The sequence below is a fragment of the Caballeronia sp. 11_S32 genome (genome assembly GCF_056930355.1).
Genome location: NZ_JBXOWH010000003.1, coordinates 803,121 through 828,734 on the forward strand (window position 1 = coordinate 803,121; position 25,614 = coordinate 828,734).

The window sequence follows — 25,614 nt, forward strand, 5'->3', positions numbered from 1 at the left end:
GCATCGTCTGAACTCCGAACAATTAGTAGGCAGATCGCCGTATGACCCGAGAAGTAGAAAGAATCATAAAGATGCTCTGTGCGATGGAGCCTTTCAACGCTTCGAATCTCAAAACTTCATTTCATGCCAGGTCAGAGCGCATCGTGCGCCGAATACTTTTAGCCAGTGCGATTTTACTTCTGATTCCGGCGGCGGTCATGTTTTGGAAAAAGTATATTGGGCCAACGCCGCAGCTGATTCAGATCGGCGCCGGAGTTCTAGCGATCGCGTGTATTTTATGCGTCTCAATTGCGCTTCTTATATCAATGCTATTCGACATTCCCGTAGTCTGGAATTTTCAACGGTTCGAGGCGAAGCGCTTCAGGGCGGAATTTAGACATGACATGCTCTACGTCACAAAATTAGCACGTTACGACTTCTCAGCTCTGAAGGAGGCGGATGGCCATATAAAACGGGTTGGCAAGCGCAGAAAGACCTACGTCTCGATCTTCATAGGTTCGATAGGTTCGGTCACGCTTTATTGGCTAGTCTCAAGGGGCTCGGATATCATCGAGCAATTTCAGCATGCGCATTTCGATATGAGCATTTCTTGGCAGACACTGTTTCAACTTGGAGGCGCTCTGCTTGTGGGTCTCTGTTTTGGTGCTTTTCAAATGAAATTTGTCTTGAGTCGATATACTTATTTGCGTGAATTGCTGGCGTTAGCGTTGAAACATAAAGCGAGCCGGCAAACGTCTCTATAGTGAAAAGGAGTACGCCATCCCGGTCGCGTAGGTATCCGAGATGGCGTCCGCTGCTCGCTAGCCGTTACTCCACCGCCTTCATCATCTCCTCAACCACCTTCTTCGCGTCCCCGAACACCATCATCGTCTTGTCCATATAGAACAGTTCGTTGTCGAGACCGGCATACCCCGCGGCCATCGACCGCTTGTTCACGATGATCGTCCGCGCCTTATACGCCTCGAGAATCGGCATGCCCGCGATCGGCGATTTCGGATCGGTCTTCGCGGCGGGGTTCACCACGTCGTTCGCCCCGAGCACCAGCACCACGTCCGTTTGACCGAACTCGCTGTTGATGTCCTCCATCTCCTGCACCATCTCGTAAGGCACTTCGGCTTCGGCCAGCAGCACGTTCATGTGCCCCGGCATCCGCCCTGCGACGGGGTGAATCGCGTAGCGCACGTCGATGCCTTTTTCCACGAGCTTGTCCGTGAGTTCCTTCAGCGCATGCTGTGCGCGCGCCACGGCCAGACCATAACCCGGCACGATCACCACGCTTTCCGCATTGCCGAGCATGAACGCGGCGTCATCGGCGGAACCGGATTTGACCGGACGCTGCTCCGTCGAGCCGCCCGCAACCGCACCGCCCGCCTCGCCACCGAAGCCGCCGAGAATCACGTTGAAGAACGACCGGTTCATCGCCTTGCACATGATGTACGACAGAATCGCACCCGACGAGCCCACCAGCGAACCCGCGATGATCAGCATCGGATTGTTCAGCGAGAAGCCGATGCCCGCCGCCGCCCAGCCCGAGTACGAGTTCAGCATCGACACGACCACCGGCATGTCCGCGCCGCCGATCGGAATGATGATCAGCACGCCCAGCGCGAACGCGATGATCGTCATGATGATGAACGGCAGCCACGATTCGGTGAGCATGAAGATCACGCCGAAGCCGACCATCGCGACGGCCAGCAGCAGGTTGATCAGATGCTGTCCCGAATACACGACCGGCGCGCCCTGAAACAGCCGGAACTTGTACTTGCCCGACAGTTTCCCGAACGCGATGACCGAACCCGAGAACGTGATCGCGCCGACGAACGTGCCGATGAACAACTCGACGCGATTGCCGTACGGAATCGGCTCGCCGAGCGGCGCGAGACCGAACGCGGCCGGTTCTGCAACCACGCCATACGCGATGCAGACAGCGGCAAGACCGATCAGCGAGTGCATCGCCGCGACGAGCTCGGGCATCTTCGTCATCTCGACTTTCGCCGCGATGTACGCGCCCGCGCCGCCGCCGACAATCAGCGCCACGAACAGCAGCGAAAGCCCGAGCGCCAGATTCGCTTCGAGATAAGCCGCCTGCTTCACGATCAGCGCGAGCGTGGTGAGAATGGCGATCGCCATGCCCGCCATGCCGAACGTATTGCCGATGCGCGCGGTCTTCGGATTGGACAAGCCCTTCAACGCCTGGATGAAGCACACCGAGGCGACGAGGTACAGGAGAGTAACGACGTTCAGGCTCATTTACGCACCCTCCTTGCTCGCGATCTTCTTCGGTTCTTTCTTCTTGAACATCTCGAGCATTCGCCGTGTGACGAGAAAGCCGCCGAACACGTTCACCGCCGCGAGCAGCACGGCGAGCGTGCCGAAGAACTTTCCGGCGCCGCCGACGGTCAACCCAGTGGCAAGCATCGCGCCGACGATGACGATCGCCGAAATCGCGTTGGTCACCGCCATCAGCGGCGTATGCAATGCAGGCGTGACGTTCCACACCACGTGGTAGCCGACGTAAATGGCCAGCACGAAGATGATGAGGTTGATCACCGTGTGATTGATGACATCCATGTGCGTCTCCGTGTTATGCCGTGGCGCGCGCCACTTGACCATCGCGGCACTGGAGCGTGGCCGCGACGATGTCGTCCGCGAGGTCGATGTTGAGCGTGCCTTCCTTGGTGAGGATCAGCTTCAGGAAGTCCAGAAGATTGCGGGCATAGAGCGCGGAGGCATCGGCGCCGACCATCGAAGCGAGATTCGTGTGACCGACGATATGCACGCCGTGCTTCATCACCACCGTATCGACTTCGGTGAGCGGGCAGTTGCCGCCCTTTTTGCCCTCGAACTCGGGACCGCGCCCGGCGGCGAGATCGACAATCACGGAACCCGGCTTCATGTGCTTGACCGTTTCGACGGAGATCAGCGTCGGCGCGGGACGGCCAGGAATCAGCGCCGTCGAGATGACGATGTCCGCCGCCTTCGCACGCTCGTGCACTTGCGCCGACTGCCGCGCGAGCCAGCTCGGCGGCATCGGGCGCGCGTAGCCGCCGACGCCTTCGGCCGCCTCGCGTTCTTCATCGGTTTCGAAGGGCACGTCGACGAACTTCGCGCCGAGCGACTCGATCTGCTCCTTCACCGCCGGCCGCACGTCGGACGCTTCGACGACCGCGCCGAGACGCTTGGCCGTCGCAATCGCCTGCAAGCCGGCCACGCCCGCGCCGAGCACCAGCACGCGCGCCGCTTTCACGGTGCCCGCGGCGGTCATCAGCATCGGCATGAAGCGCTGGTAGTACTGGCAGGCCATCAGCACCGCCTTGTATCCGGCGATGTTGGCCTGCGACGAAAGCACGTCGAGGCTCTGAGCGCGTGTCGTGCGCGGCGCGGCTTCGAGCGCGAACGCGGTGACGTTCGCGGACGCGAGCCGCGCCGTGTTCTCGGTGTTGAAGGGATCGAGCATGCCGACGAGCACGGCGCCCGGTTTGAGCATCGCCAGCTCGCTTTCGCTCGGCGATTGCACTTTAAGGACGATCTCGGCGGAAAAGGCCGTGGCCGCATCGACGATATCCGCGCCCGCCTGAGCGAACGCATCGTCGATATAACTTGCCGGCAAGCCCGCGCCGCTCTGGACAGAAACGCGATGTCCTTGCGTGACGAGCTTTTTGACCGTTTCGGGCGTAGCGGCGACGCGCGCCTCGTTCGCCCGCGTTTCAGCAGGCACTCCGATGTGCATCTTCCAATCCTCCTGTCTTTGTTGCCACCGTCGCCTGGGAAGGCTTAGGAAGGCTTAAGGCTGAGTTTTATTTCAAATGCTGGAACTTACGGCTATCGCAACTGTAACCGAAGATTGCGTGCGTAAGAATCCGATCCGGCACTCGTTCCGTTTTGCCCACACTCGGCGCTTACCCTTAGGGCGGGTGCGCGGGATCTGTGCGGGGACGGTAAAATATCTCACCATGAAATCAGACACTTGGGCCCCCCACGTTACGGTGGCTGCCATCGTCGAGCGCGAAGGGCGCTTTCTCGTCATCGAGGAGCACACGTCGGCAGGGCTGCGAATCAACCAACCGGCCGGTCATCTGGAAGCGGGCGAGACGCTCGTCGAAGCGGTGATCCGCGAGACGCTCGAGGAAACGGCGCATCGCTTCGAGCCCGAGGCGCTCGTCGGCGCGTACATGACGCACTTCGCGCGGCCGGGGCGCGATGTCACGTATCTGCGCTTCACGTTCTGCGGCAAGTCGGCGGGCGAAGAGGCCGGTCGTTCGCTCGATGAAGGCATCGTGCGCGCGATGTGGCTCACCGCCGACGAGCTGCGGGCGTCCGCGCAAAGGCATCGGACGCCGCTCGTGATGAAGTGTGTCGACGATTATTTATCCGGGCGGCGCGTGCCGCTCGATTTCATTCATACGCATTCGGTCGCGCCGGTGGTGCGGGCCTGAGGCTCTGGGCTTTGATCGGCCTTCAGCAAACGCGGTATTCCTATGAGCAAGCGAAGAGTGGTGGTGGGCATGTCGGGCGGCGTCGATTCGTCGGTCACGGCATGGCTTCTGAAGGAGCAAGGCTACGATGTGGTCGGCCTCTTCATGAAGAATTGGGAAGATGACGACGACGGCGAATACTGTTCGACGCGCCAGGACTGGATCGACGTGGTGTCGGTCGCGGATCTGCTCGGCATCGACGTCGAGGCGGTCAACTTCGCCGCTGAATACAAGGACCGCGTGTTCGCCGAGTTCCTGCGCGAATACTCGGCGGGCCGCACGCCCAATCCGGACGTGCTCTGCAACGCCGAGATCAAGTTCAAGGCGTTTCTCGATCACGCTATGTCGCTCGGCGCGGAAACCATCGCCACGGGTCATTACGCGCGCGTGCGCGAGCACGACGGGCTCTTTCAACTGCTCAAGGCCACCGATTCGACCAAGGATCAGTCGTACTTCCTGCATCGGCTGAATCAGGCGCAACTGTCGAAGACGCTGTTCCCGCTCGGCGAGATCCCGAAGACGAAAGTGCGCGAAATCGCCGCGCAAATCGGTCTGCCGAACGCGAAGAAGAAGGATTCGACCGGCATCTGCTTCATCGGCGAACGGCCGTTCCGCGAATTTCTGAACCGCTATCTGCCGACCAAACCCGGCCCGATGAAAACGGCCGACGGCAAGATCGTCGGCGAGCATATCGGGCTCGCGTTTTACACGTTCGGGCAGCGAAAAGGCATCGGCATCGGCGGCGCGAAGGACGGCAGCGGCGAGCCGTGGTTCGTCGCCGGCAAGGACATGGCGAGCAACACGTTGTATGTCGTACAGGGGCACGATCATCCGTGGCTGCTGTCGCCGACGCTCGTCGCGGGCAATACGAGCTGGGTCGCGGGATTCGCGCCGCAAGAGGGCGCGGCATGCGGAGCCAAGACGCGCTATCGGCAGCAGGACGCCGCGTGCCGCTTCGCCCGCGCGGAAGACGGCCGCTTCGCGCTGCATTTCGACGACGCGCAATGGGCCGTGACGCCGGGCCAATCCGCCGTGCTGTATCAGGGCGATGTTTGCCTGGGCGGCGGCATCATCGAGCAGGCAGCGGCGGGGCAGGATACGCCGCAGACCGCGGCGCTTGCCGCCGCGCGCTGATCCCGGCGACGGCAATCGAGCGATGAGCCCTGGTTTCGACCAGGGCTTTTTCTTTCCCGCTGCGTCCAGGCGATCCCTATCGGTCCGATAAAAACTTTTTTGATACAAGCGCTTGACTGTCTATCTAGTGATAGATAAATTACGCACATCGAATGCAGGGACATAGACGGAAATGGACAGAAACACGGTACGCGAAGCGCTGCTGGACCATGCTCAGACGCTCCTGATGACGCGCGGCTACAACGGTTTCAGCTACCGCGACCTGTCCGATCTGGTTGGCGTGAAGACGTCCAGCATTCACTATTACTTTCCGACCAAGGAAGACCTCGCGCTCGAGGCAGTGAACGCGTACAGCGCGGACGTGATGTCGTCGATCTACGCGATCGACAGTTCGGCCCCGGCCGACAAGAAGCTCGATCGCTACACAAAGCTGTTCGGGCGAATCATCGGCGGGGGCAACCAGATTTGCCTGTGCGGCATGCTCGCGGCGGACATCGAATCGCTGCCGGAGAGGGTCCGGCACGCGGTGCAGTCGTTCTACAAGGCCAACGAGAACTGGCTGGCGAAGGTGCTCGCCGAAGGCGAAGCACAGGACACGCTCGATGCGGGTGGAAGTCCGGAAGCGGCGGCGCGCACGCTGTACGCGGCGTTTCAGGGAAGCCTGCTCGCATGCCGCCTGTTCCAGACACGGGCTCGGCTGGACGAAGTCGCGAACGCTTTCCGCCGGTAGATAACCCTGTGGATAACCGTGTGAAAAGTGCTTTTTTCATCGCCGTGTTGTCTATCTTTGCATAGATAGATTTTGGCGGAAAAAAGCATGGATTTGGTCCGCGTCGCCAATCCATCCGTTGATATGGCCATACGACGCAGTGGCATCGAAGAAAAGTTGGTCGTACCGCGCCTCATATAGCTGTGTCGTAGCTGGTTATCTATCTAGCAGTAGATAAATTTGTTAAACCCGTCTCGCTGCGTTTTCACATCGCCTGATCGAATCGAAAGAAGGAGTGCCTCATGAAGAAGCTCAAAGCCGCTGTCCTCGCCACCGCAGCTGCAAGCGCCGTTCTGGCGCAGCCCGCCGCGCATGCGCAATCCGCCGCGCCCGTCCTCGAACCCGCGACGCAGCGGTTCATCGACACCCTTGCGGCGACCAACGCGCCGCCGATCTACACGCTCTCGCCCGCCGACGCGCGCAACGTGCTCGCCGGGGCGCAGGCTCAGCCGGTCAGGAAGCAGGCGGCGAAGATCGAAGATCTCGTGATCGAAGCCGGCCCGACTGGCAAGATCGCGCTGCGCATCGTGCGGCCCGAGCGCGCGGTCGGCGCGCTGCCGGTCATCATGTATTTCCACGGCGGCGGCTGGGTGCTCGGCGACAAGAACACGCACGACCGTCTCGTACGCGAGATCGCCAATGGCGCGCAGGCGGAAGTTGTGTTCGTCGACTACGACCGCTCGCCCGAGGCGAAGTATCCGGTGCCGATCGAGCAGGCGTACGCGGCAACGCGCTATGTCGCGGATCACGCACGCGAATTCAACGTCGATGCGTCGCGCATGGCGGTCGCGGGCGACAGCGTCGGCGGCAACATGGCGGCCGCGGTCACACTGCTCGCGAAGGAGCGCGGCGGGCCGAAACTGCGCGCGCAAGTGCTGTTCTATCCGGTGACCGACGCGAATTTCGACGACGCCTCGTACACGCAGTTCGCGAACGGCCCGTGGCTGACCCGCGACGCGATGAAGTGGTTCTGGGACGCCTACGCGCCGAACGCCGCGGATCGCGCGAAGATCACCGCGTCGCCGCTGCGCGCGAGCATCGAAGATTTGAAGGGATTGCCGCCGGCGCTCGTCATCACCGATGAAAACGACGTGTTGCGCGACGAAGGCGAGGCTTATGCGCGCAAGCTGACGCAAGCGGGCGTGCCGGTCACGTCCACGCGCTACAACGGCACGATCCACGACTTCGTGATGCTCAACGCGCTGGCCGATACGCCCGCGACGCGCGCGGCTATCGCACAGGCGAACGCAACGCTCAAAGGCGCATTGAAGAAGTAAAGGAAGGACGCTCCCGCCACGCGCGGGAGCGTTTTCGCGCGCGAATCAGACCGGCGCGGTATCGACGAACGACTGGCGCTGCGAGAGGCGCGCGAAGTATTTGTCGAGGTTCGGATGCGCTTCGCGCCAGTTCAGATCGGGCATGCGGAAGTCGAGATAGCCGAGCGCGCAGCCGCACGCGATATCCGCGAGCGTGAAGCGGTTCGCCGAGCACCACTGCTTCGAGCCGAGCCCGCGCGCCATCGCGCGCAAGCCGTTTTCCACTTTCTGACGCTGGCGCGCGATCCACTTCTCGCTGCGATTCGCTTCCTCGCGCACCACGCCCTCGAGACGGATCAGCACGGCGGCGTCGAGCATGCCGTCGGCGAGCGCTTCCCAGCAACGCACTTCCGTGCGCTCGCGCCGCTCCTGCGGCAACAGCTTGCCGACGGGCGTCAGCGTGTCCACGTACTCGCAGATGACGCGCGAATCGAACACCGCTTCGCCGTCGTCCAGGATGAGGCAGGGCACCTTGCCGAGCGGGTTGTAGTCATGGATCTTCGAATCGGATGCCCAGACGTCCTCGAGCACCAGTTCGCAGTCGATCTTCTTTTCCGCCATAACGATCCGCACTTTGCGGACGAATGGGCTGGGGTGCGAACCGATCAGTTTCATCATCTATTTTTCGCGTTTATTCGGAATGCAGGCGACGACGATCTTAACCGGGCGCGCACGGCCATCGGCAAAATCGAGATGGCGGCGCGCGACAATGTCGCCTGCGGACAACATGAAGCACGCCCGGCGCGATGCCGGGCGCGGCCTGGATCAGTGGATCATTGCGCGTTGGCAGACGTCGCCGCGCTCGCGGAGGGGCACGGCAAGATTGGCGCGGAAGCGGGCTTCGTGGCCGCGCCGCTCTTGCCCTTCGCGGCCGCGACAGGCGCGTTCGCCGTCACGCGCGGCAGCGAACCGAGGCTGCGCACGCCGGCCGAGATCGCGGTGGCGAGTTCGCCGACCGCCTTGCGATGGCCGTCGACGAGCGCGTCGTAACCCGTGCCCACGCGTTCCTCCGCGACCGTCCGGCACGTCAGCACGGTGTCCGAACCGGCGGCGTGCACGCTCCACACGGCGTCGATTAGCGCCTGTGAGCCCGGCCACGATTCGAAGCGCTTCACGTTCACCTTGACGCGATACACCGGCACCGATTCCGGATGCGGCGTGCCGTAGACATCGATCGCGCCCAACTGCTGCGTGAGATCGGCGGACAGCGCGCGCCGCACTTCGTCGCCGGGCAGCGATGCCCAGCGCTCCTCTTCGAGCACGCGCACCTGCGCGGGACTCGTCTGCACGACCAACTGATTCTTCGCGACCTGCTGCGGCATGTCGACGGGCGCGAGCTCGAAATAGAACGAAGCGGGCGTGGAGGACACGGGGCGCGCGTCGCCGCCGCCGAGCGTGTAGAAACGGCTCGTCGGCGAAGCGCAGGCGGCGAGCATCGCGGCCGCGCCCAGAATCGATATCAACGAGCCGAACTTCATGGTTTGTCTCCCGATTTTCCGCGCAAGAGCGATTCCGGATGGCGTTCCAGATAGTCCGCGAGCGAGTTGAGCGATTGAAGCGTGCGCGTGAGCTCCTGCAGCGCCTGATGCACGTCCGACTGAAGCGGCGAGTCCGACTGCAGCGTCGATTGCGCCTGGCCGAAAGTCTTCCGCGCCTCTGTGAGCGTGTCGCGCATTTCCGGCATGACTTCCTTGTCGAGCCGGCCGAAGAGCGCGTTCGCGTTCTTGAGCGAGCCGTTCAGGTTGTCGCCGATCTGGTCGAACGGAATCTTGTCGATCTTGCGCGCGATATCCGCGATCTGCAGTTGGAGTTCGTCGAGCGTGTTCGGCACGGTCGGCAGTTCGAGCGGGTCGCTGTTGAAGTTGACCTTCGCGGGCGCGGCCTTCGGGAAGAAGTCGAGCGCGATATACAACTGGCTCGTCAGCAGGTTGCCGGTGCGCAGTTGTCCGCGCAGGCCGCGCGTCACGAGCAGTTGCAGCATGTCCTGGCTGGCCGGCGACCCTTGCTCGGGCAACACCTGCTTCGCGCGGCGGCCGAGGCGGTCGGGATAGAGATCGACCGTGACCGGCATCATGAAGGCATGCGACTTCTGATCGTATTGCACGCCAATGCCCGTGACCTGGCCGAGCACGATGCCGCGGAAATCGACCGGCGCGCCGACCGACAGCCCGCGCAGCGACTGATTGAAGTTCATCACGACGCGCACGGCCTGCCCGTCCGGATCGCGCATGGCGTCGGCCTGATCGGCGGCGAGGGCGAACGTCGCGCTGTTCTGCGCCTGCGGCCCGGCTTGCTGGTTCGGCGGCGTCTGGAACGCGATGCCGCCCAGCACGACCGTCGCGAGCGATTGCGTGTTGAGCGTGAAGCCGCTCGAATCGAGCCGCAGATCGACGCCGCTCGCATGCCACCAGCGCGAGTTGGTGCCGACATACTGGTCGTAAGGCGCGTTGACGAACACCTGCAGCGTGACGCCGGTGCCGTCCTTGTCGAGCGAAAACGCGACGACCTGCCCGACCTGCACGCGCCGGTAATAGACCGGCGAGCCGATATCGAGCGAGCCGAGCGATTCGCCGTGCAGCGTGAAGGTGTGGCCCTTCTGATCGCCGGTGACGGCGGGTGGCGTTTCCATTCCGACGAAGTAAGTCTCGTCCTCGGTCGACTTGCCCGCATCGACACCGATATACGCGCCGGACAGAAGCGTAGAAAGCCCGGTCACGCCGCTCGCCGCGACGCGCGGACGCACGACCCAGAAGCGCGTGTCCTTCACCGCGAAATCGGTGGCTTCCTTGGTGAGCAGCACGTCGACGAGCACGCGCGAATGGTCCTTCGACAGCGTGATGGTCTTGACCGTGCCGATATCGACGTCCTTGAACTTCACCTTCGTCTTGCCGGGCTCGAGGCCTTCCGCGGAGACGAAGCTGATGGTCACGGTCGGCCCGCGGCTCGACACCGTCTTCACGACGAGAATCACGCCGATCAGCGCCGCGACGAGCGGAATCACCCACACGAGCGACGGCAGCCAGCGGCTGCGCGGCTCGATCACGGGTTCGGGGAGATTCGGCGGCAGGCCGCCGCCTTTGCCATTGCCTTCGCTATTGCTGCTGCCGGCGGATGGCGGTGCCGGCTGCTTCGGGTCGTTCGGACCTTGGGCACTAGTCATAAGTCTTCCCTGACGGTTCGATGTTGTCCCACATGAGGCGCGGGTCGAATTGCATGGACGCGATCATCGTCAGCACGACGACCGACGCGAACGCGAGCGCGCCCGGCCCCGGCGTGATGACGGCGAGCGATTTGAAGCGCACGAGCGCGATGGTCAGCGTGATCACGAAGACGTCGAGCATCGACCAGCGGCCGATGCCCTCGACGATGCGAAAGAGCGTCGTGCGCTGGCGCGGCCGCCACGTCGAGCGCCGCTGCACGCTGATGGTGAGAAAGGCGAGCGTGACGAGCTTGAGCATCGGCACGAGAATGCTGGCAATGAAGATCACTGCGGCGAGCGGATAGTCGCCGTCGTTCCAGAAGAGCGCGACGCCGCTCATGATGGTGTCGTCCTCGGAGCCGAGAATCGACGACGTGTGCATGATCGGAAAGAGATTCGCGGGAATATAGAGAATCGCCGCGCTGATGAGCAACGCCCACGTGCGCGCGATGCTGTCCGGATGGCGCCGGTGCACGACCGCGTTGCAGCGTGTGCAGCGCTGTTTCTCGACGGTGTGCGCAAGCGGTTGCACGAGGCCGCATGCGTGACAGGACACGACGTTCGCGCGCGATGCCGTGGTGTACTGCGCCGTGCTCGCGCGCTCGCCCGCGGCCGGATCGATGATTTCGCTCACGATTTCTGCCTCGCTTCAGAGGGGATGCGTTCGCGGCCGTTCGCCTGCTTCGTCTCGCCGCGCGGGCCGAGTCGGCTCGCGATATCCCACAGCGCGCGCGGATCGAAGCTCACGACGACCGCGAACATCAAGGTCAGCGCGCCGAACGCGAAGAGCGCCGCTTCGGGAATCACGCGCGCGATGCTCACCATCTTCACGAGCGTGACGAGCACGCCGAGCATGAAGACTTCGATCATTCCCCACGGGCGCACGAACTGGATGCCGCGCAGCAGCGCGTTGAAGCCCGGCGGCACATAGCCCGAGCGCAGCGGAATCAGCACGTAAAGCAGCGCGAGCAATTCGCACAACGGAAAGAGAATGGTGGAGCAGAAGACGAGCACGGCCATGAGCTCCATCTGCTCGTTCCACAATGCGACGATCGCGCCGATGAGCGTCGTCTGCGACGTGAGGCCGTTGGCGTCCAGTTCGACGATAGGAAACCCCTGCGCAATCACGAACGTGACGAGCGCGGCGAGCGTCATTGCGCAGATTTTGTCGAGATTCGATGAGATGCTGCGATAGAGCAGCGATCCGCAGCGTGGGCACTTCGCCGAAGTGCGCCGGGGCAGCACGCATTTATGGAAGAGCGCGTCGCATTCGTGACAAGCGATCAGATCGTCCGGTTCGTTCGCGTTCATGTATCGAGGCCCGAAGGGTGTCGAGCGTATTTGTCGGGGCCGCGAGGACCGGCTCCGACGGAGGTGAGCAAGCAGCGGGCCAGCGCGAATGGTAACAAATGCTGCATTTCGGCGAACTGCCGGCGGATTGGAGGGGCGTGTCGAGCGCGTGCGGAATGAAATCGCTCGTCCGCTCGTTAATACCTTTGATGCCGCAATCCGTTGCGGTTCGCGCCGCTACGTCGCGTCTGGATCGACCGTTGCAGGCGTGGAATAGTTCGTTGCATGCGCGGCATGCAAAGACGCGGCATGATGGCCGAAAAGCCCGCAAAGCCGCGCCGGCTCTGGCTGCGCGCGCTGCCGGCGAGCCATTTTGCGGGCGCTGGCAATTCGTTAGCGTTGAGGTAGCATGGCGGCCTTGGATATCTGCCGCCGGCAGGCCGGAACATCGAACACATTGGGTGAAAGCATGATGGAAAGCAGCGCACGCATCGCGGCGACCTCGCCGGCGCAACGATACAGTGCCACGGCGATCGGCCTGCACTGGCTGATCGCGTTGTTGATCGTGTGCGGCTTCTGGCTCGGCTGGATCATGACCGACATTCCGGGCATCACGCCGACGAAGCTCAAATACTTCTCGTGGCACAAGTGGATCGGCGTGACGGTGTTCGCGCTCGCGCTCGTGCGCCTCATCTGGCGCGCGACGCACCCGACGCCGCCGATGCCCGACGGCATGCCGCGCTGGCAGCAAAGCGCGGCCAATCTCACGCACTTCCTGCTGTACCTTCTGATGCTCGTCATTCCCGCGTCAGGTTATCTGTACAGCTCGGCGGCGGGCATTCAGGTGGTGTATCTCGGCGTGCTGCCGCTGCCGACGATCATCGGCCCGGACAAGGCCCTGAAGGCGACGCTGCGCATCGTGCATGTCGCGTTGAACTACACGCTGCTGTTCTTTGTCGTGATGCACGTGCTCGCTGCTCTGAAGCATCATTTCATCGATCGCGATGGCTTGCTCGGGCGCATGCTGCCGTTTCTCAGATAAGCGCATCGCATTGTTTCCTCGCCGTTGGCAGGCCGTTTCCCGGCGGCTGATTGTTCTCGCGTTCTTTTGATTTCCAATACCGGTTTGCTTTTTCGAACCGTTTGAATAGGGCACACATGAAAGTGAAACTCAATCGTTGGATGCTGGCTGCGGCAGCATCGCTCGCCTTGGTCGCCGGCGCGCATGCGCAGGTGGACATGAGCAAGAGCACGGTGATCGCCACCTCGAAGCAGATGAACGTGCCCACCGACGGCAAGTTCAACAAGTTCACCGCGCAGATCGCGTTCGATCCGGCGAAGCCGACGGCAGGCACGGCGAGCATCACCATCGACACCGGCAGCTACGATCTCGGCGACGACGAGTACAACAAGCAGGTGCGCGGCGCGGAATGGTTCGACGCGGCCAAGTATCCGACCGCGACCTTCGCCTCCAGCGCGATCGCACCGGCGGGCGGCAACAAATACAACGTGACGGGCAAGATCACGATCAAGGGCAAGTCGCAGACGGTCACGGTGCCCGTGACGGTCACGCAACAGGGCGCGACGGAAACCTTCGACGGCGCGCTGCCGATCAAGCGTACCCAGTTCGATGTCGGAACGGGCGAATGGAAAGACACGTCGATCGTTGCGGACGACGTCGTCATCAAGTTTCACATCGTCGCCGCGAAGAAGTAAGCGGCGCTTCAGTCACACACGACGCATATTCAGCGTATCTGGTTAGTCAGGAGAAGAACTTGAAAAAGCTTTCGATCATCGCAGCGGGCGCGCTCGCACTGGGTCTGTCGGCGGGCGCGATGGCCGCCGACACGTATCAGCTCGACCCGAACCACACCTATCCGAGCTTCGAGGCCGATCACTTCGGTGGCGTGTCGACGTGGCGCGGCAAGTTCAACAAGAGCAGCGGCACGGTGGTGCTCGATCGCGCGGCGAAGACCGGCACGGTCGACGTGACGATCGACGTGGCGTCGGTCAACACGGGCAATGTGAAGCTGGACGAGCATCTGCAAAAGGCCGAATTCTTCGATGTCGCGAAGTACCCGACGGCGGTGTACAAGGGCACGTCGATCAAGTTCGACGGCGACAAGCCTTCGGAAGTGATCGGCATGCTGACGATGCACGGCGTGACGAAGCCGATCAACCTGAAGGTCGAGAGCTTCAAGTGCTTCGTGAACCCGATGATGAAGAAGGAAGTGTGCGGCGTGGAAGCGACGACGACCTTCGATCGCGGCGACTTCGGGATGGACTACGGCAAGGCGTATGGTTTCAGCCTGAAGACGGTGCTGCATATCCAGGCTGAGGGCGTGAAGCAGTAAGTCGGGCGCCCCAAAACAAAGCGGCCGGTCTGTGAAGACCGGCCGCTTTTTTTACGCCCTGACGAAACGCGTGAGACTCAAACCTGCGCCCCCGCATTCGGATCGTTCGGATCGAACTTGTCCTTCTTGTCCTTCACGAGATCCTCGCGCTTCACGCCGAACCACATCGCGAGCGCCGCCGCGACGAACACCGACGAATAGATACCGAAAAGAATACCGACGGTAAGCGCCAGCGCGAAGTAGTGCAGCGTCGGGCCGCCGAAGAAGAACATCGACAGCACCATCATTTCCGTACAGCCGTGGGTGATGATCGTGCGCGACATCGTGCTCGTGATCGCGTGGTCGATCACTTCCTTCACGGTCATCTTGCGCTGCTTGCGGAAGGTCTCGCGAATCCGGTCGAAGATAACCACCGATTCGTTCACCGAGTAGCCGAGCACCGCGAGAATCGCCGCCAGCACCGACAGCGAGAACTCCCACTGGAAGAACGCGAAGAAGCCGAGGATGATCACCACGTCGTGCAGGTTCGCGATGATGCCCGCCACCGCGTACTTCCATTCGAAGCGGAACGACAGATAGATCACGATGCCGATCACCACGCACGCGAGCGCGAGCAGGCCGTTCGTGACGAGCTCCTTGCCGACCTGCGGACCGACGAACTCGACGCGCTGCAGCTTCACCTGGGCGTTGTCGGCCTTGAGCGCGTTCATCACCTGATCGCTCTGCTGGGCGGACGTCAGACCCTGCTTGAGCGGCAGACGGATCAGCACGTCCTGCGACGTGCCGAAGTTCTGCACCTGCGCATCGGCATAGCCGAGCTTCGCCATGGCCGCGCGCACGGGCTCGGGCGACGCGGCTTGCGGATACTGCACCTCGACGACCGTGCCGCCGGTGAACTCCACCGACAGATGCAGGCCGCGGTGCATGAGGAAGAACACAGCCACGAGGAACGTCACGAGCGAGATCACGTTGAAGATCAACGCGCGCTCCATGAACGGCAAATCGCGGCGAATGCGGAAGAATTCCATTGTCTATTTCTCCGGACTCAGCGGAATCAGCGGGACTCGCCCGGTTTCTGTTGATCGACGCCCGGGCCCGAGCGGCGGCGCACCGTCGGCTTGCCGGAGCGTGCTTGCGCCTGGCCAGTCGCGCGCGGCGCGGCCACCGCGGTCTTGGTCTTGCCCTTCGCGGTCTTCACGATTTCATCGACCGGCGATTCGTCGCCGCGCTGCGCAGCGAGATAAGCCGCCGCGGCCGCTTCGGCGTTCGTGCCTTCCGGCCGCCACACCTGGCCGATCGCGAGCGTCTTCAGCTTCTTCTTGCCGCCGTACCACAGGTTCACGAGGCCGCGCGAGAAGAACACCGCCGAGAACATCGACGTGAGAATGCCGATACAGTGCACGACCGCGAAGCCGCGCACCGGACCCGAGCCGAACGCGAGCAGCGCGAGACCGGCGATCAGCGTGGTGACGTTGGAGTCGAGAATGGTGGCCCACGCGTGCTTGAAGCCTTCCTGGATCGCGGTCTGCGGCGGCGCGCCGTTGCGCAGTTCCTCGCGGATACGCTCGTTGATCAGCACGTTCGCGTCGATTGCCATACCGAGCGCGAGCGCGATAGCCGCGATGCCCGGCAAGGTCAGCGTCGCTTGCAGCAGCGAGAGGATCGCGACCAGCAGGAGCAGGTTGACCGACAGCGCCAGCATGGAGAACACGCCGAACAGCAGGTAGTACGCGATCATGAAAATGGCGATCGCGGCGAAACCGTACTGCACCGAATCGAAGCCCTTCTTGATGTTGTCCGCGCCGAGGCTCGGGCCGACCGTGCGTTCCTCGATGATATCCATCGGCGCCGCGAGCGAGCCCGCGCGCAGCAGCAGCGCGAGATCGGCGGCGGCTTGCGGCGTCGGCTGGCCGGTGATCTGGAAGCGGTCGCCGAGTTCCGACTGGATGGTCGCGACCGTCAGCACTTCGCCCTTGCCCTTTTCGAACAGGACCATCGCCATCGGCTTGCCGATGTTGTCGCGCGACACCGCCGACACCGCGCGGCCGCCGGCGGAATCGAGACGGATGTTCACGGACGGACGCTGATGATCGTCGAAGCCCGCCGACGCATCCACGATGCGGTCGCCGGTGAAGATCACCTGCTTGCGCAGCAGCACGGTGCGGTCGCCCTGCTTGAACGCTTCGTCGCCGGCCGGCACCGCTTCGTTCGGGCCGATGTAGGTGTTGACCGGATCGGCGAGGCGCGCTTCGAGCGTCGCCGTGCGGCCGATGATGTCCTTCGCCTTCGCCGTGTCCTGCACGCCCGGCAGCTCGACCACGATGCGGTCCGAGCCCTGCTGCTGGATGACTGGCTCCGCGACGCCCAGTTCGTTCACGCGGTTATGCAGCGTCGTGATGTTCTGCTTGAGCGCGCCGTCTTCGACCACCTTCTGCGCATCCGGCGAGAACGTGCCGACCACCTGGAAGCCGTCACCGCCCTGGCGCGTGCTCCATTGCAGTTCGGACACGCCGGTCTGGAGCAGGGTGCGCGCGTTGTCCGCGGTCGCCTGCTCGGAGAAGTTCACGACGACCGACTGCCCGACGCGGTTCACGCCGCCATCGCGGATATTGCGGTCGCGCAGATACGTGCGCGCATCGGCGGCGTCGGAGTCGAGCTTCTTGTTGAGCGCGCCGGCCATGTCCACTTGCAGCAGGAAGTGCACGCCGCCGCGCAGGTCGAGACCGAGGTACATCGGGAGCGCGTGCAGGGCCGTCAGCCAGCGCGGCGAGGCGCTCTGCAGGTTCAGCGCGACGATGTACTGCGGATCGGTCGGATCGGAGTTCAGCGACTTGCTGAGCAGGTCCTTCACGCGCAATTGCGTGTCGGTGTCCTTCAGGCGCACGCGGATGTTCGCATTCAGCTGCGAGTTGTCGAACGTGACTTCGTCAGCCTTGATGCTGTTCGCGGCGAGCGCGGCTTCGACATTCGAAAGCGTCGCCGAATCGAGCTTGACGGTCGCCTTGCCGCTCGATACCTGAACTGCGGGCGCCTCGCCGAAGAAATTGGGCAGCGTGTACACGAGGCCGATGACGAGCGCCACCAGCATCACGACATACTTCCAGAGGGGATAACGATTCATGGGGATGGGCCGACCGTAAAGTTGGCTTCGGAGGAGAGGGCGTCCGGCGATATGCGCGACGAGCCGGTCGGATGACTCGGATGGCTCGGTGAGCGAGGCCGCGCCGGACGCGGAAGAACGAGTGGCCTTACAGCGACTTGATCGTGCCCTTCGGGAGAATGGTCGTCACGGCCGCCTTCTGGATGGTGATTTCGGTGCCTTCGGCGATTTCCACGCCCACATATGCATCCGACACCTTCGTGATCTTGCCGACGATGCCGCCGTTCGTCACCACTTCGTCGCCCTTGGCCATGGCGGAGAGCATGTTGCGATGCTCCTTCTGACGCTTCATCTGCGGACGGATCATGATGAAGTACAGCACCGCGAACATCAGGATGAGCGGCAGGAAGCTCATCAGCTGGGATTCCGCGCCACCACCGGTTGCGCCTTGTGCGAAGGCATTGGAAATGAACGACACGTTGGTCTCTCCGTTGTTACATCGAAATAATTGACTGGAAGTCAGCCCGGCATTCTACCACCCGCACCTGTCCTTAAATGCCCGAATGCGCTTTGTCATCAAGCCGTTACGGGCGGTTCGCGGGATTTTCCGCAAGCGGTAGAAAGCAGATTGTAAAGCTTGGCGAAACGAAGCCGCGCGTTTTCAGTCCACGCCGCGCGCGCGGTTCTCCGCGAACGTCTTGCGAAACGCCTCGAACGTGTGATTTTCGATCGATTCCCGCACTTCGCCAATGAGTTGAAGGTAATAGTGCAGGTTGTGAATCGTGTTCAATTGCGCGCCCAAAATCTCGCCGACGCGATGCAAATGATGCAGATACCCGCGCGTGAAGTTCCGGCACGTATAGCAGGCGCAGCTTTCGTCGAGCGGCTTCATCGAGTTCTTGTGCGTCGCGTTCTTGATCTTGAGATCGCCGAAGCGCGTGAAGAGCCAGCCGTTGCGCGCGTTGCGCGTGGGCATCACGCAGTCGAACATGTCGACGCCCGCCGCGACGCCCGCGACGAGGTCCTCCGGCGTGCCGACGCCCATCAGGTAATGCGGCTTGTCGGCCGGCAGCTTCGGGCCGATGTGGTTCAAGACGCGCATCATGTCGTCCTTCGGCTCGCCGACAGACAGGCCGCCGATCGCGAAGCCGTGGAAACCGATGTCCGACAGACCCGCCAGCGATTCGTCGCGCAGATCCTCGAACATGCCGCCCTGCACGATGCCGAAGAGCGCGTTCGGATTGCCGAGCCGGTCGAACTCGTCGATTGAGCGCTTCGCCCAGCGCATCGACATGCGCATGGAATCGGCGGCGTCCTTGTGCGAGGTCGGGATGCCGTTGGTCGCGTAGGGTGTGCATTCGTCGAACTGCATGACGATGTCGGAGTTCAGCACCTTCTGGATCTGCATCGACACTTCGGGCGAGAGGAAGAGCTTGTCGCCGTTGATCGGCGAAGCGAACGTCACGCCATCTTCGGTGATCTTGCGCAGATCGCCGAGCGAAAAGACCTGAAAGCCGCCGGAGTCGGTGAGAATCGGCCGGTTCCAGCCCATGAACTTGTGCAGGCCGCCGTGCGCGCCGATGACTTCCAGCCCGGGACGCAGCCACAGGTGGAACGTGTTGCCGAGGATGATTTGCGCGCGAATTTCTTCGAGCTCGCGCGGCTGGATCGCCTTGACGGTGCCGTAGGTGCCGACCGGCATGAAGATCGGCGTCTCGACGACGCCGTGATTCAGCGTGAGACGGCCGCGGCGCGCCTGGCCGTCGGTCGTCAGCAATTCGAACTTGAGCCCGTTTTCGGGCGGGGTAAATTGACCAGCGGTCATCAATGAAGCTCCAATGCAACCGGAAAACAGTCCGGCGCAAATGTTGTTGAAGAAACTTAGCTTTGGCGAGTCAGCAGCATCGCGTCGCCGTAGCTGAAAAAGCGGTAACGCTCGTCGATCGCGTGACGGTACGCATCGCGGATCGTCTCCATGCCCGCGAACGCGGAAACGAGCATCAGCAGCGTGGACTTCGGCAGATGGAAATTCGTCACGAGCCGGTCGACCACGCGGAATTCGTAGCCCGGCGTGATGAAGATATCGGTTTCGGCCTGTGTCGCGGCGAGCGGGCGGCCCGCCACTGCCGCGTCGCGCGCGGCGGCTTCCAGCGCGCGCATGGACGTGGTGCCGACCGCGATCACCTTATTGCCGCGCGCCTTCACCGCCGCGATACGGTCGACGAGCGACTGCGGCAGGTCGTACCACTCGCTGTGCATCTTGTGCTCGGCGATGTTTTCCACGCGCACCGGCTGGAACGTGCCGGCGCCGACGTGCAGCGTGAGCGTCGCGCGCTCGACGCCGCGCGCATCGAGTTCGGCGAAGAGCGCGTCGTCGAAATGCAGGCCGGCGGTCGGCGCGGCCACCGCGCCCGGATTCGCCGCATAAACCGTCTGATAGCGCGTTTCGTCGTAGGCGTCGGCGTCGTGCTCGATATACGGCGGCAGCGGCAGGCGACCGTACTGCTCGATGAGCGTCAGGCATTCGGCCGGAAAATGCAGCGTGTAGAACGGCTCGACGCGCTCGCCGACGGTCACGTCGAATGCATCGGCGAGGCGGATCGTGCTGCCTTGCACCGGGCTCTTGCTCGCGCGGATCTGCGCGAGCGCCGTGGTCGCGCCGGTCAGACGCTCGACGAGTACTTCCACGCGCCCGCCGCTGGCCTTCTGGCCGAGAAAGCGCGCCTTGAGGACTTTGGTATCGTTGAAGACGAGCAGATCGCCGGACTCGATCAGATTCGGCAGTTCGGAGAAACGACGGTCGACGAGCGTGGCCGGACTCGTGCGGTTGTCGACTTCGAGCAGACGGCTCGCGCTGCGCTCGGCGAGCGCACTCTGCGCGATCAGCTCGGGCGGCAGATTAAAATCGAAATCGGAAAGCGTGAACATGGCGTGAATGAAGCGCGAACAGGACGCGAACACAGCGCAAACGCGCCGAACAAACCTCATATTGTACTTTGCGAAGAGAGTCGATGCCCTTGTCCGACCGCCGCCCGGCTTCCCAGACCGATCCGCTGACCGTGGAGGAAAGCGAAGCGCCGCGCGCCGCCGCACCGGCGCGCAAGAAGGCGAAAGCGGAGGAAAAGCCCAAGCCCGTCGTGAAGACGGCGGACAAGCTCGCCAAGCTCGGCCTGAAATCCGACATCGATCTCGTCCTGCATCTGCCGATGCGCTACGAGGACGAAACCTCGCTCACGCCCATCGGTGAGCTGATTCCCGGCGATATCGCGCAGACCGAAGGCGTCGTGTTCGACAACGAGATCGCGTATCGGCCGCGCCGGCAGTTGCTCGTCAAGATTCATGACGACGCCGGCGACGAACTTACGCTGCGTTTTCTCAACTTCTACGGCTCGCAGGTCAAGCAGATGGCTGTCGGCGTGCGTTTGCGCGTGCGCGGCGACGTGCGCGGCGGCTTCTTCGGCCTGGAGATGGTGCATCCGGCGGTGCGCCCGGTCGATGACGGCACGCCGCTGCCGCAGGCGCTCACGCCCGTTTATCCGTCGACGGCGGGCATCTCGCAGGCGTACTTGCGCAAGGCGATCGACAACGCGATCACGCGCGTCGATCTGCCGGAACTGCTGCCGGAGCCGATCGCGCGCGCGCATCTCGCGCCGCTGAACGTCCCCGGCCTGCTCGATGCCGTTAGGACGCTGCATCATCCGCGCGCGGATTCGGACGAAACCGCGCTCATCGACGGCACGCATCCGGCGTGGACGCGCATCAAGTTCGAGGAATTGCTCGCGCAGCAACTGTCGCTCAAGCGCGCGCACGAGGAGCGGCGCACGCGCGCCGCGCCCGCCATGCCGCGCCGCCTTCCCGACGACGACGGCTCGCTCGTCGTGCGCCTGCTGCGCGCGCTGCCGTTCGCGCTGACCGGCGCGCAGCAGCGCGTGGTCGCGGAAATCGCGGGCGAACTGACGCTCGCGCATCCGATGCAGCGTCTCCTGCAGGGTGATGTCGGCAGCGGCAAGACGATCGTCGCGGCGCTCGCGGCGGCGCAGGCCATCGACGCGGGTTATCAGGCCGCGCTCATGGCGCCGACCGAAATTCTCGCGGAGCAGCACGCGCGCAAGCTGCGCGGCTGGCTGGAGCCGCTCGGTGTCACGGTCGCGTGGCTCGCGGGCAGTCTCAAGGCCAAGGAAAAGCGCGCCGCGCTCGAAGCGGCAGCGCTCGGCACGGCGCAACTGATCATCGGCACGCACGCGATCATTCAGGACGCGGTGGAGTTCGCGCGCCTCGGGCTCGTGATCGTCGACGAACAGCATCGCTTCGGCGTCGCGCAGCGGCTTGCATTGCGCGCGAAGGCGCTCAACGCGGCGGACGGCCGTGCCGACTTCCAGCCGCATCAGCTGATGATGTCCGCCACGCCGATCCCGCGCACGCTCGCGATGACCTACTACGCGGACCTCGACGTCTCGACCATCGACGAATTGCCGCCCGGCCGCACGCCGATTCTGACCAAAGTGGTCTCGGACGGCAGGCGCGATGAAATCATCGGCCGCGTGCGCGAGGCGGCGCTGACCGGGCGACAGGTCTATTGGGTGTGTCCGCTGATCGAGGAAAGCGAGACGCTGCAGCTTCAAACTGCCGTCGAGACGTACGAAACGCTCGTCGCCGCGCTGCCGGAATTGCGCGTCGGGCTGGTTCACGGACGCCTCGCGCCCGCCGAAAAAGCCGCGGTGATGGACGCGTTTTCGCGCAACGAAGTGCAACTGCTCGTCGCGACGACGGTGATCGAAGTCGGCGTCGACGTGCCGAACGCGTCGCTGATGGTGATCGAGCACGCGGAGCGCTTCGGGCTCGCGCAGTTGCATCAGTTGCGCGGGCGCGTGGGGCGGGGCAGCGCGGCGTCCGTCTGCGTGCTCATGTACTCGAATCCGCTTTCGCAGACCGCCCGCGCGCGTCTGCAAACCATGCGCGAAACCACCGACGGCTTCGAGATCGCGCGGCGCGATCTGGAAATTCGCGGCCCCGGCGAGTTTCTCGGCGCGCGGCAATCGGGCGAGGCGATGCTGCGTTTCGCGAGCCTCGAAAACGACGGCTGGCTGATCGAGCCCGCGCGCGAAGCCGCCGACCAGATGCTCAGGTCGTTCCCCGACGCCGTAACGCGCCATCTCGCGCGCTGGCTCGGCGCGCGGGAGCATTATTTAAAGGCCTGATGGCTGAACTTGCGCGTATCTCGTCGGTCCCTATTTGGGCCATGCGGCCTGCAGTTGTCTAGTACGGGCGGCGGGTGTATAAGTCAAACCTATCGAATCAATGTATTTCATTGGCCTCCAATGACGCTCACTGAACTGAAGTACATCGTCGCGGTGGCGCGCGAACGGCATTTCGGCCGCGCGGCCGAGGCGTGCTTCGTGAGCCAGCCGACGCTGTCGGTGGCAATCAAGAAGCTCGAAGACGAACTGAACGTGCAGATCTTCGAGCGCGGCACGAGCGAAGTCAGCGTGACGCCGATCGGCGAGCAGATCGTCACGCAGGCGCAGCGCGTGCTCGAGCAGACGCTCGCCATCAAGGAAATCGCCAAGCAGGGCAAGGATCCGCTCGTCGGCCCGCTGCGTCTCGGCGTCATCTACACGATCGGGCCGTATCTGCTGCCAACGCTCGTCAAGCAGATGATCAAGGCGGTCCCGCAGATGCCGCTGATGCTCCAGGAAAACTACACGCTCAAGCTGATCGAGCTCCTGAAGCAGGGCGAGATCGATGTGGCGATCATGGCGCTACCGTTCCCCGAAACCGGCCTCATGGTGCGCGCGCTGTACGACGAGCCGTTCGTCGTCGCGATGCCGTCCGGCCACGCGTGGGAAAACCGCCCGAAGATCGATCCCGACGATCTCAAGCAGGAGACCATGCTGCTGCTCGGCAGCGGCCATTGCTTCCGCGATCACGTGCTCGGCGTGTGCCCGGAGCTCATGCGCTTCTCGCAGAACGCGGACGGCATCCAGAAGACGTTCGAAGGCTCGTCGCTGGAGACGATTCGTCATATGGTCGCGAGCGGCGTCGGCATCACGGTGCTGCCGCGCATGTCGGTGAGCGAGGTGAAGCCGCATGCGCCGGGCATCGATTCCGGCCTGCTCAGCTACGTGCCGTTCGACGAGCCGGTGCCGGACCGCCGCGTCGTGCTCGCGTGGCGCAAGAGCTTCACGCGCCTGCCCGCCATCGACGCCATCTGCGAGGCGATCGCCAATTGCGATCTGCCGGGTGTCAAAAAGCTCGATATGCCCGTCGCGGTGAACTGAGTTTTTCTCTTCCAGACGCGCGCGGCCCCCGGCTCCCGGGCGCCGCGCGTTTTCATTTCTGGCGCGAAACGCTGCCTATCGAATAGATAAAATTTATTGAATTAAAAATATCGATAGTTTTGTTAAGATTCCTTCCATCGGTCGACGAGACCAGGACGCCTCGGCGCGTTCCCATCCGCATTCATCTCAAGCCATACCTCAAAAACAGGAGCATCACGATGACGACCCAACGACTCACGACCGCAGCCGGCGCACCCGTCGGTGACAACCAGAACTCGCAGACCGCGGGCCCGCGCGGCCCGGTCACGCTGCAGGACTTCTGGCTCGTGGAAAAGCTCGCGCATTTCGACCGCGAAGTGATTCCGGAGCGCCGCGTCCACGCGAAGGGCTCGGGCGCGTTCGGCACGTTCCGCGTGACGCATGACATCACGCGCTACACGAAGGCGAAGCTCTTCGCCGAAATTGGCAAGGAAACGCCAATCTTCATGCGCTTTTCGACCGTCGCGGGCGAGCGCGGCGCGGCCGATGCCGAGCGCGACGTGCGCGGCTTCTCGATCAAGTTCTACACGGAAGAGGGCAACTGGGATGTCGTCGGCAACAACACGCCGGTGTTCTTCATCCGCGATCCGTTGAAGTTTCCCGACTTCATCCACACGCAAAAACGCGATCCGTACACGAATCTGCGCAGCAACGTCGCGGCGTGGGACTTCTGGTCGCGTCATCCGGAATCGCTGCATCAGGTGACGATTCTCATGAGCGATCGCGGCATTCCGAAGAATTATCGGCAGATGCATGGCTTCGGCTCGCACACCTTCTCGTTCATCAACGAGGACGGCGAGCGCTTCTACGTGAAGTTCCACTTCAAGTCGCAGCAGCCGCTCGAGAATTACACCGATGCCGAAGCGGCCGCCGTGATAGCGAATGACCGCGAAAGCGCGCAGCGCGATCTGGTCGGGAACATCGACGAGGGCAATTTCCCACGATGGAATTTCCGCATCCAGGTGATGACCGAAGAGCAGGCCGCGAATTTGAAGGTCAATCCGTTCGATATCACGAAAGTGTGGCCGCACAAGGACTTTCCGCTCATCGATGTCGGTGTGATCGAGCTGAATCGCAATGCGCAGAATTACTTCGCGGACGTGGAGCAGGCCGCGTTCACGCCGGCGAACGTGGTGCCGGGCATCGGCTTCTCGCCGGATCGGCTGCTGCAGGGGCGTCTGTTTTCGTATGGCGACACGCAGCGGTATCGCCTCGGCATCAACCATCACCAGATTCCGGTGAATGCGCCGCGTGCGCCGACTGCGAATCCATTTCACCGCGATGGCGCGATGCGCACCGACGGCAATCTCGGCGGCCGCGTGAACTACGAGCCGAACCGTTACGGCGAATTCGCGCAGGACGTGAACGCGAACGAACCGCCGCTCGCGGGCGGCACGGTGCATCGCTATGACCATCGCGAGGACGACGATTACTACAGCCAGCCGGCCGCGCTCTTCAGGCTTTTCGACGATGCGCAACGCGAGCGCTTCTTCGGCAATATCGCGCGTCATATTCACGGCGTGCCGAATGAGATCGTCGCGCGGCAGATCGCGCACTTCCGACGCATCGATCCGGCTTACGCGGAGGGCGTCATCGATGCGCTCGCGCAGCTCGGCCAGCAAGTCGACGAGCAAAGCATAGCCGCTGTCTGACAGCGGCC

24 protein-coding genes are annotated in these 25,614 nt (G+C 63.1%); 11 read left to right on the plus strand and 13 right to left on the minus strand.

Features of this window, described 5'->3' with window-relative positions; genetic code table 11:
* Positions 1-41 precede the first annotated feature (41 nt).
* The gene (locus tag AC1Z32_RS15405; protein WP_483479452.1) at positions 42-743 is read left to right on the plus strand and encodes a hypothetical protein; all 702 of its coding nucleotides are present in this window, start codon (positions 42-44) and stop codon (positions 741-743) included.
* A 64-nt stretch (positions 744-807) separates the two neighbouring features.
* On the opposite strand, the gene AC1Z32_RS15410 is transcribed toward AC1Z32_RS15405, so the two are convergent.
* The 3 genes from AC1Z32_RS15410 to AC1Z32_RS15420 are packed head-to-tail and all read right to left on the minus strand — an operon-like array spanning position 808 to position 3,730.
* Positions 808-2,250, minus strand: coding sequence for an NAD(P)(+) transhydrogenase (Re/Si-specific) subunit beta (locus AC1Z32_RS15410; RefSeq protein WP_483479453.1), 1,443 nt, complete (start codon positions 2,248-2,250; stop codon positions 808-810).
* On the minus strand, positions 2,251-2,571 hold the full coding sequence (locus AC1Z32_RS15415; protein ID WP_483479454.1) for an NAD(P) transhydrogenase subunit alpha part 2: 321 nt from the start codon (positions 2,569-2,571) through the stop codon (positions 2,251-2,253).
* Between the two features lie 13 nt (positions 2,572-2,584).
* Positions 2,585-3,730 carry a Re/Si-specific NAD(P)(+) transhydrogenase subunit alpha gene (locus AC1Z32_RS15420; protein WP_483479455.1) on the minus strand — a complete coding sequence of 382 codons (1,146 nt, stop codon included), beginning with the start codon at positions 3,728-3,730 and terminating at the stop codon, positions 2,585-2,587.
* 223 nt (positions 3,731-3,953) lie between these two features.
* Here AC1Z32_RS15420 and AC1Z32_RS15425 point away from each other — a divergent pair, with 223 nt between their 5' ends.
* The 4 genes from AC1Z32_RS15425 to AC1Z32_RS15440 all read left to right on the plus strand — a co-directional run bounded on the left by AC1Z32_RS15425 (position 3,954) and on the right by AC1Z32_RS15440 (position 7,655).
* Complete coding sequence (locus AC1Z32_RS15425; protein WP_483479456.1) at positions 3,954-4,436, plus strand: NUDIX hydrolase; 483 nt, start codon at positions 3,954-3,956, stop codon at positions 4,434-4,436.
* 42 nt (positions 4,437-4,478) lie between these two features.
* A complete protein-coding gene (gene mnmA, locus AC1Z32_RS15430; protein ID WP_483479457.1) occupies positions 4,479-5,609 on the plus strand; it encodes a tRNA 2-thiouridine(34) synthase MnmA in 1,131 nt (376 codons plus the stop codon).
* 172 nt (positions 5,610-5,781) lie between these two features.
* Complete coding sequence (locus tag AC1Z32_RS15435; protein ID WP_483479458.1) at positions 5,782-6,339, plus strand: TetR/AcrR family transcriptional regulator; 558 nt, start codon at positions 5,782-5,784, stop codon at positions 6,337-6,339.
* Positions 6,340-6,620: 281 nt separating this feature from the next.
* On the plus strand, positions 6,621-7,655 hold the full coding sequence (locus AC1Z32_RS15440; RefSeq protein ID WP_483479459.1) for an alpha/beta hydrolase: 1,035 nt from the start codon (positions 6,621-6,623) through the stop codon (positions 7,653-7,655).
* Positions 7,656-7,700: 45 nt separating this feature from the next.
* On the opposite strand, the gene AC1Z32_RS15445 is transcribed toward AC1Z32_RS15440, so the two are convergent.
* From AC1Z32_RS15445 to AC1Z32_RS15465, 5 genes are all read right to left on the minus strand, one after another.
* Positions 7,701-8,309, minus strand: a complete 609-nt coding sequence (locus AC1Z32_RS15445) for a glutathione S-transferase (protein WP_483481641.1) — start codon at positions 8,307-8,309, stop codon at positions 7,701-7,703.
* Between the two features lie 158 nt (positions 8,310-8,467).
* The gene (locus AC1Z32_RS15450) at positions 8,468-9,172 is read right to left on the minus strand and encodes a PqiC family protein (RefSeq protein ID WP_483479460.1); all 705 of its coding nucleotides are present in this window, start codon (positions 9,170-9,172) and stop codon (positions 8,468-8,470) included.
* Entirely contained in the window at positions 9,169-10,854 is a 1,686-nt protein-coding gene (locus AC1Z32_RS15455) for a PqiB family protein (RefSeq protein ID WP_483479461.1), read from the minus strand. Before AC1Z32_RS15455 ends, AC1Z32_RS15450 begins: the two co-directional genes overlap by 4 nt.
* Complete coding sequence (locus tag AC1Z32_RS15460; protein ID WP_483479462.1) at positions 10,847-11,527, minus strand: paraquat-inducible protein A; 681 nt, start codon at positions 11,525-11,527, stop codon at positions 10,847-10,849. Before AC1Z32_RS15460 ends, AC1Z32_RS15455 begins: the two co-directional genes overlap by 8 nt.
* Positions 11,524-12,204: a paraquat-inducible protein A gene (locus tag AC1Z32_RS15465; protein WP_483479463.1), complete on the minus strand. Its 681-nt coding sequence runs from the start codon at positions 12,202-12,204 to the stop codon at positions 11,524-11,526. The genes AC1Z32_RS15460 and AC1Z32_RS15465 overlap by 4 nt, the downstream gene beginning before the upstream one ends.
* Positions 12,205-12,655: 451 nt before the next feature.
* On the opposite strand from AC1Z32_RS15465, the gene AC1Z32_RS15470 reads away from it, so the two are divergent.
* From AC1Z32_RS15470 to AC1Z32_RS15480, 3 genes are all read left to right on the plus strand, one after another.
* A complete protein-coding gene (locus AC1Z32_RS15470) occupies positions 12,656-13,225 on the plus strand; it encodes a cytochrome b (RefSeq protein ID WP_483481642.1) in 570 nt (189 codons plus the stop codon).
* Between the two features lie 116 nt (positions 13,226-13,341).
* Positions 13,342-13,899 (plus strand): YceI family protein, encoded by a 558-nt coding sequence (locus tag AC1Z32_RS15475; RefSeq protein WP_483479464.1) that lies wholly within the window; start codon positions 13,342-13,344, stop codon positions 13,897-13,899.
* Between the two features lie 59 nt (positions 13,900-13,958).
* Complete coding sequence (locus AC1Z32_RS15480; RefSeq protein WP_483479465.1) at positions 13,959-14,537, plus strand: YceI family protein; 579 nt, start codon at positions 13,959-13,961, stop codon at positions 14,535-14,537.
* A gap of 77 nt (positions 14,538-14,614) precedes the next feature.
* Here the strand turns inward: AC1Z32_RS15480 and secF are convergent, their stop codons facing one another.
* From secF to queA, 5 genes are all read right to left on the minus strand, one after another.
* Positions 14,615-15,565 carry a protein translocase subunit SecF gene (secF, locus tag AC1Z32_RS15485; RefSeq protein WP_483479466.1) on the minus strand — a complete coding sequence of 317 codons (951 nt, stop codon included), beginning with the start codon at positions 15,563-15,565 and terminating at the stop codon, positions 14,615-14,617.
* Between the two features lie 26 nt (positions 15,566-15,591).
* Positions 15,592-17,658: a protein translocase subunit SecD gene (gene secD / locus AC1Z32_RS15490; RefSeq protein WP_483479467.1), complete on the minus strand. Its 2,067-nt coding sequence runs from the start codon at positions 17,656-17,658 to the stop codon at positions 15,592-15,594.
* A 127-nt stretch (positions 17,659-17,785) separates the two neighbouring features.
* The gene (yajC, locus tag AC1Z32_RS15495; protein WP_062604644.1) at positions 17,786-18,115 is read right to left on the minus strand and encodes a preprotein translocase subunit YajC; all 330 of its coding nucleotides are present in this window, start codon (positions 18,113-18,115) and stop codon (positions 17,786-17,788) included.
* Positions 18,116-18,298: 183 nt separating this feature from the next.
* Positions 18,299-19,462 carry a tRNA guanosine(34) transglycosylase Tgt gene (gene tgt, locus AC1Z32_RS15500; protein ID WP_483479468.1) on the minus strand — a complete coding sequence of 388 codons (1,164 nt, stop codon included), beginning with the start codon at positions 19,460-19,462 and terminating at the stop codon, positions 18,299-18,301.
* 56 nt (positions 19,463-19,518) lie between these two features.
* Positions 19,519-20,565: a tRNA preQ1(34) S-adenosylmethionine ribosyltransferase-isomerase QueA gene (gene queA, locus AC1Z32_RS15505; protein ID WP_483479469.1), complete on the minus strand. Its 1,047-nt coding sequence runs from the start codon at positions 20,563-20,565 to the stop codon at positions 19,519-19,521.
* An 83-nt stretch (positions 20,566-20,648) separates the two neighbouring features.
* Between queA and recG the strand changes: the two genes are divergently transcribed.
* The 3 genes from recG to AC1Z32_RS15520 all read left to right on the plus strand — a co-directional run bounded on the left by recG (position 20,649) and on the right by AC1Z32_RS15520 (position 25,606).
* Positions 20,649-22,835 carry an ATP-dependent DNA helicase RecG gene (recG, locus tag AC1Z32_RS15510; protein ID WP_483479470.1) on the plus strand — a complete coding sequence of 729 codons (2,187 nt, stop codon included), beginning with the start codon at positions 20,649-20,651 and terminating at the stop codon, positions 22,833-22,835.
* A gap of 120 nt (positions 22,836-22,955) precedes the next feature.
* Positions 22,956-23,915 carry a hydrogen peroxide-inducible genes activator gene (locus tag AC1Z32_RS15515; RefSeq protein ID WP_062604647.1) on the plus strand — a complete coding sequence of 320 codons (960 nt, stop codon included), beginning with the start codon at positions 22,956-22,958 and terminating at the stop codon, positions 23,913-23,915.
* 218 nt (positions 23,916-24,133) lie between these two features.
* Positions 24,134-25,606, plus strand: a complete 1,473-nt coding sequence (locus AC1Z32_RS15520; protein ID WP_483479471.1) for a catalase — start codon at positions 24,134-24,136, stop codon at positions 25,604-25,606.
* Positions 25,607-25,614 lie beyond the last annotated feature (8 nt).

What these genes read in the sequence shown, in the direction of transcription:
- AC1Z32_RS15520 (WP_483479471.1), top strand. Translation starts at nt 24,134, where the DNA reads ATGACGACCCAACGACTCACGACCGCAGCCGGCGCACCCGTCGGTGAC.
- AC1Z32_RS15455 (WP_483479461.1), bottom strand. Translation starts at nt 10,854, where the DNA reads ATGACTAGTGCCCAAGGTCCGAACGACCCGAAGCAGCCGGCACCGCCA.
- AC1Z32_RS15445 (WP_483481641.1), bottom strand. Translation starts at nt 8,309, where the DNA reads ATGAAACTGATCGGTTCGCACCCCAGCCCATTCGTCCGCAAAGTGCGG.
- AC1Z32_RS15415 (WP_483479454.1), bottom strand. Translation starts at nt 2,571, where the DNA reads ATGGATGTCATCAATCACACGGTGATCAACCTCATCATCTTCGTGCTG.
- AC1Z32_RS15425 (WP_483479456.1), top strand. Translation starts at nt 3,954, where the DNA reads ATGAAATCAGACACTTGGGCCCCCCACGTTACGGTGGCTGCCATCGTC.
- tgt (WP_483479468.1), bottom strand. Translation starts at nt 19,462, where the DNA reads ATGACCGCTGGTCAATTTACCCCGCCCGAAAACGGGCTCAAGTTCGAA.
- AC1Z32_RS15440 (WP_483479459.1), top strand. Translation starts at nt 6,621, where the DNA reads ATGAAGAAGCTCAAAGCCGCTGTCCTCGCCACCGCAGCTGCAAGCGCC.
- AC1Z32_RS15435 (WP_483479458.1), top strand. Translation starts at nt 5,782, where the DNA reads ATGGACAGAAACACGGTACGCGAAGCGCTGCTGGACCATGCTCAGACG.
- mnmA (WP_483479457.1), top strand. Translation starts at nt 4,479, where the DNA reads ATGAGCAAGCGAAGAGTGGTGGTGGGCATGTCGGGCGGCGTCGATTCG.
- secD (WP_483479467.1), bottom strand. Translation starts at nt 17,658, where the DNA reads ATGAATCGTTATCCCCTCTGGAAGTATGTCGTGATGCTGGTGGCGCTC.
- queA (WP_483479469.1), bottom strand. Translation starts at nt 20,565, where the DNA reads ATGTTCACGCTTTCCGATTTCGATTTTAATCTGCCGCCCGAGCTGATC.
- AC1Z32_RS15515 (WP_062604647.1), top strand. Translation starts at nt 22,956, where the DNA reads ATGACGCTCACTGAACTGAAGTACATCGTCGCGGTGGCGCGCGAACGG.
- AC1Z32_RS15475 (WP_483479464.1), top strand. Translation starts at nt 13,342, where the DNA reads ATGAAAGTGAAACTCAATCGTTGGATGCTGGCTGCGGCAGCATCGCTC.
- AC1Z32_RS15410 (WP_483479453.1), bottom strand. Translation starts at nt 2,250, where the DNA reads ATGAGCCTGAACGTCGTTACTCTCCTGTACCTCGTCGCCTCGGTGTGC.
- secF (WP_483479466.1), bottom strand. Translation starts at nt 15,565, where the DNA reads ATGGAATTCTTCCGCATTCGCCGCGATTTGCCGTTCATGGAGCGCGCG.
- AC1Z32_RS15470 (WP_483481642.1), top strand. Translation starts at nt 12,656, where the DNA reads ATGGAAAGCAGCGCACGCATCGCGGCGACCTCGCCGGCGCAACGATAC.
- AC1Z32_RS15405 (WP_483479452.1), top strand. Translation starts at nt 42, where the DNA reads ATGACCCGAGAAGTAGAAAGAATCATAAAGATGCTCTGTGCGATGGAG.
- recG (WP_483479470.1), top strand. Translation starts at nt 20,649, where the DNA reads ATGCCCTTGTCCGACCGCCGCCCGGCTTCCCAGACCGATCCGCTGACC.
- AC1Z32_RS15420 (WP_483479455.1), bottom strand. Translation starts at nt 3,730, where the DNA reads ATGCACATCGGAGTGCCTGCTGAAACGCGGGCGAACGAGGCGCGCGTC.
- AC1Z32_RS15465 (WP_483479463.1), bottom strand. Translation starts at nt 12,204, where the DNA reads ATGAACGCGAACGAACCGGACGATCTGATCGCTTGTCACGAATGCGAC.
- AC1Z32_RS15450 (WP_483479460.1), bottom strand. Translation starts at nt 9,172, where the DNA reads ATGAAGTTCGGCTCGTTGATATCGATTCTGGGCGCGGCCGCGATGCTC.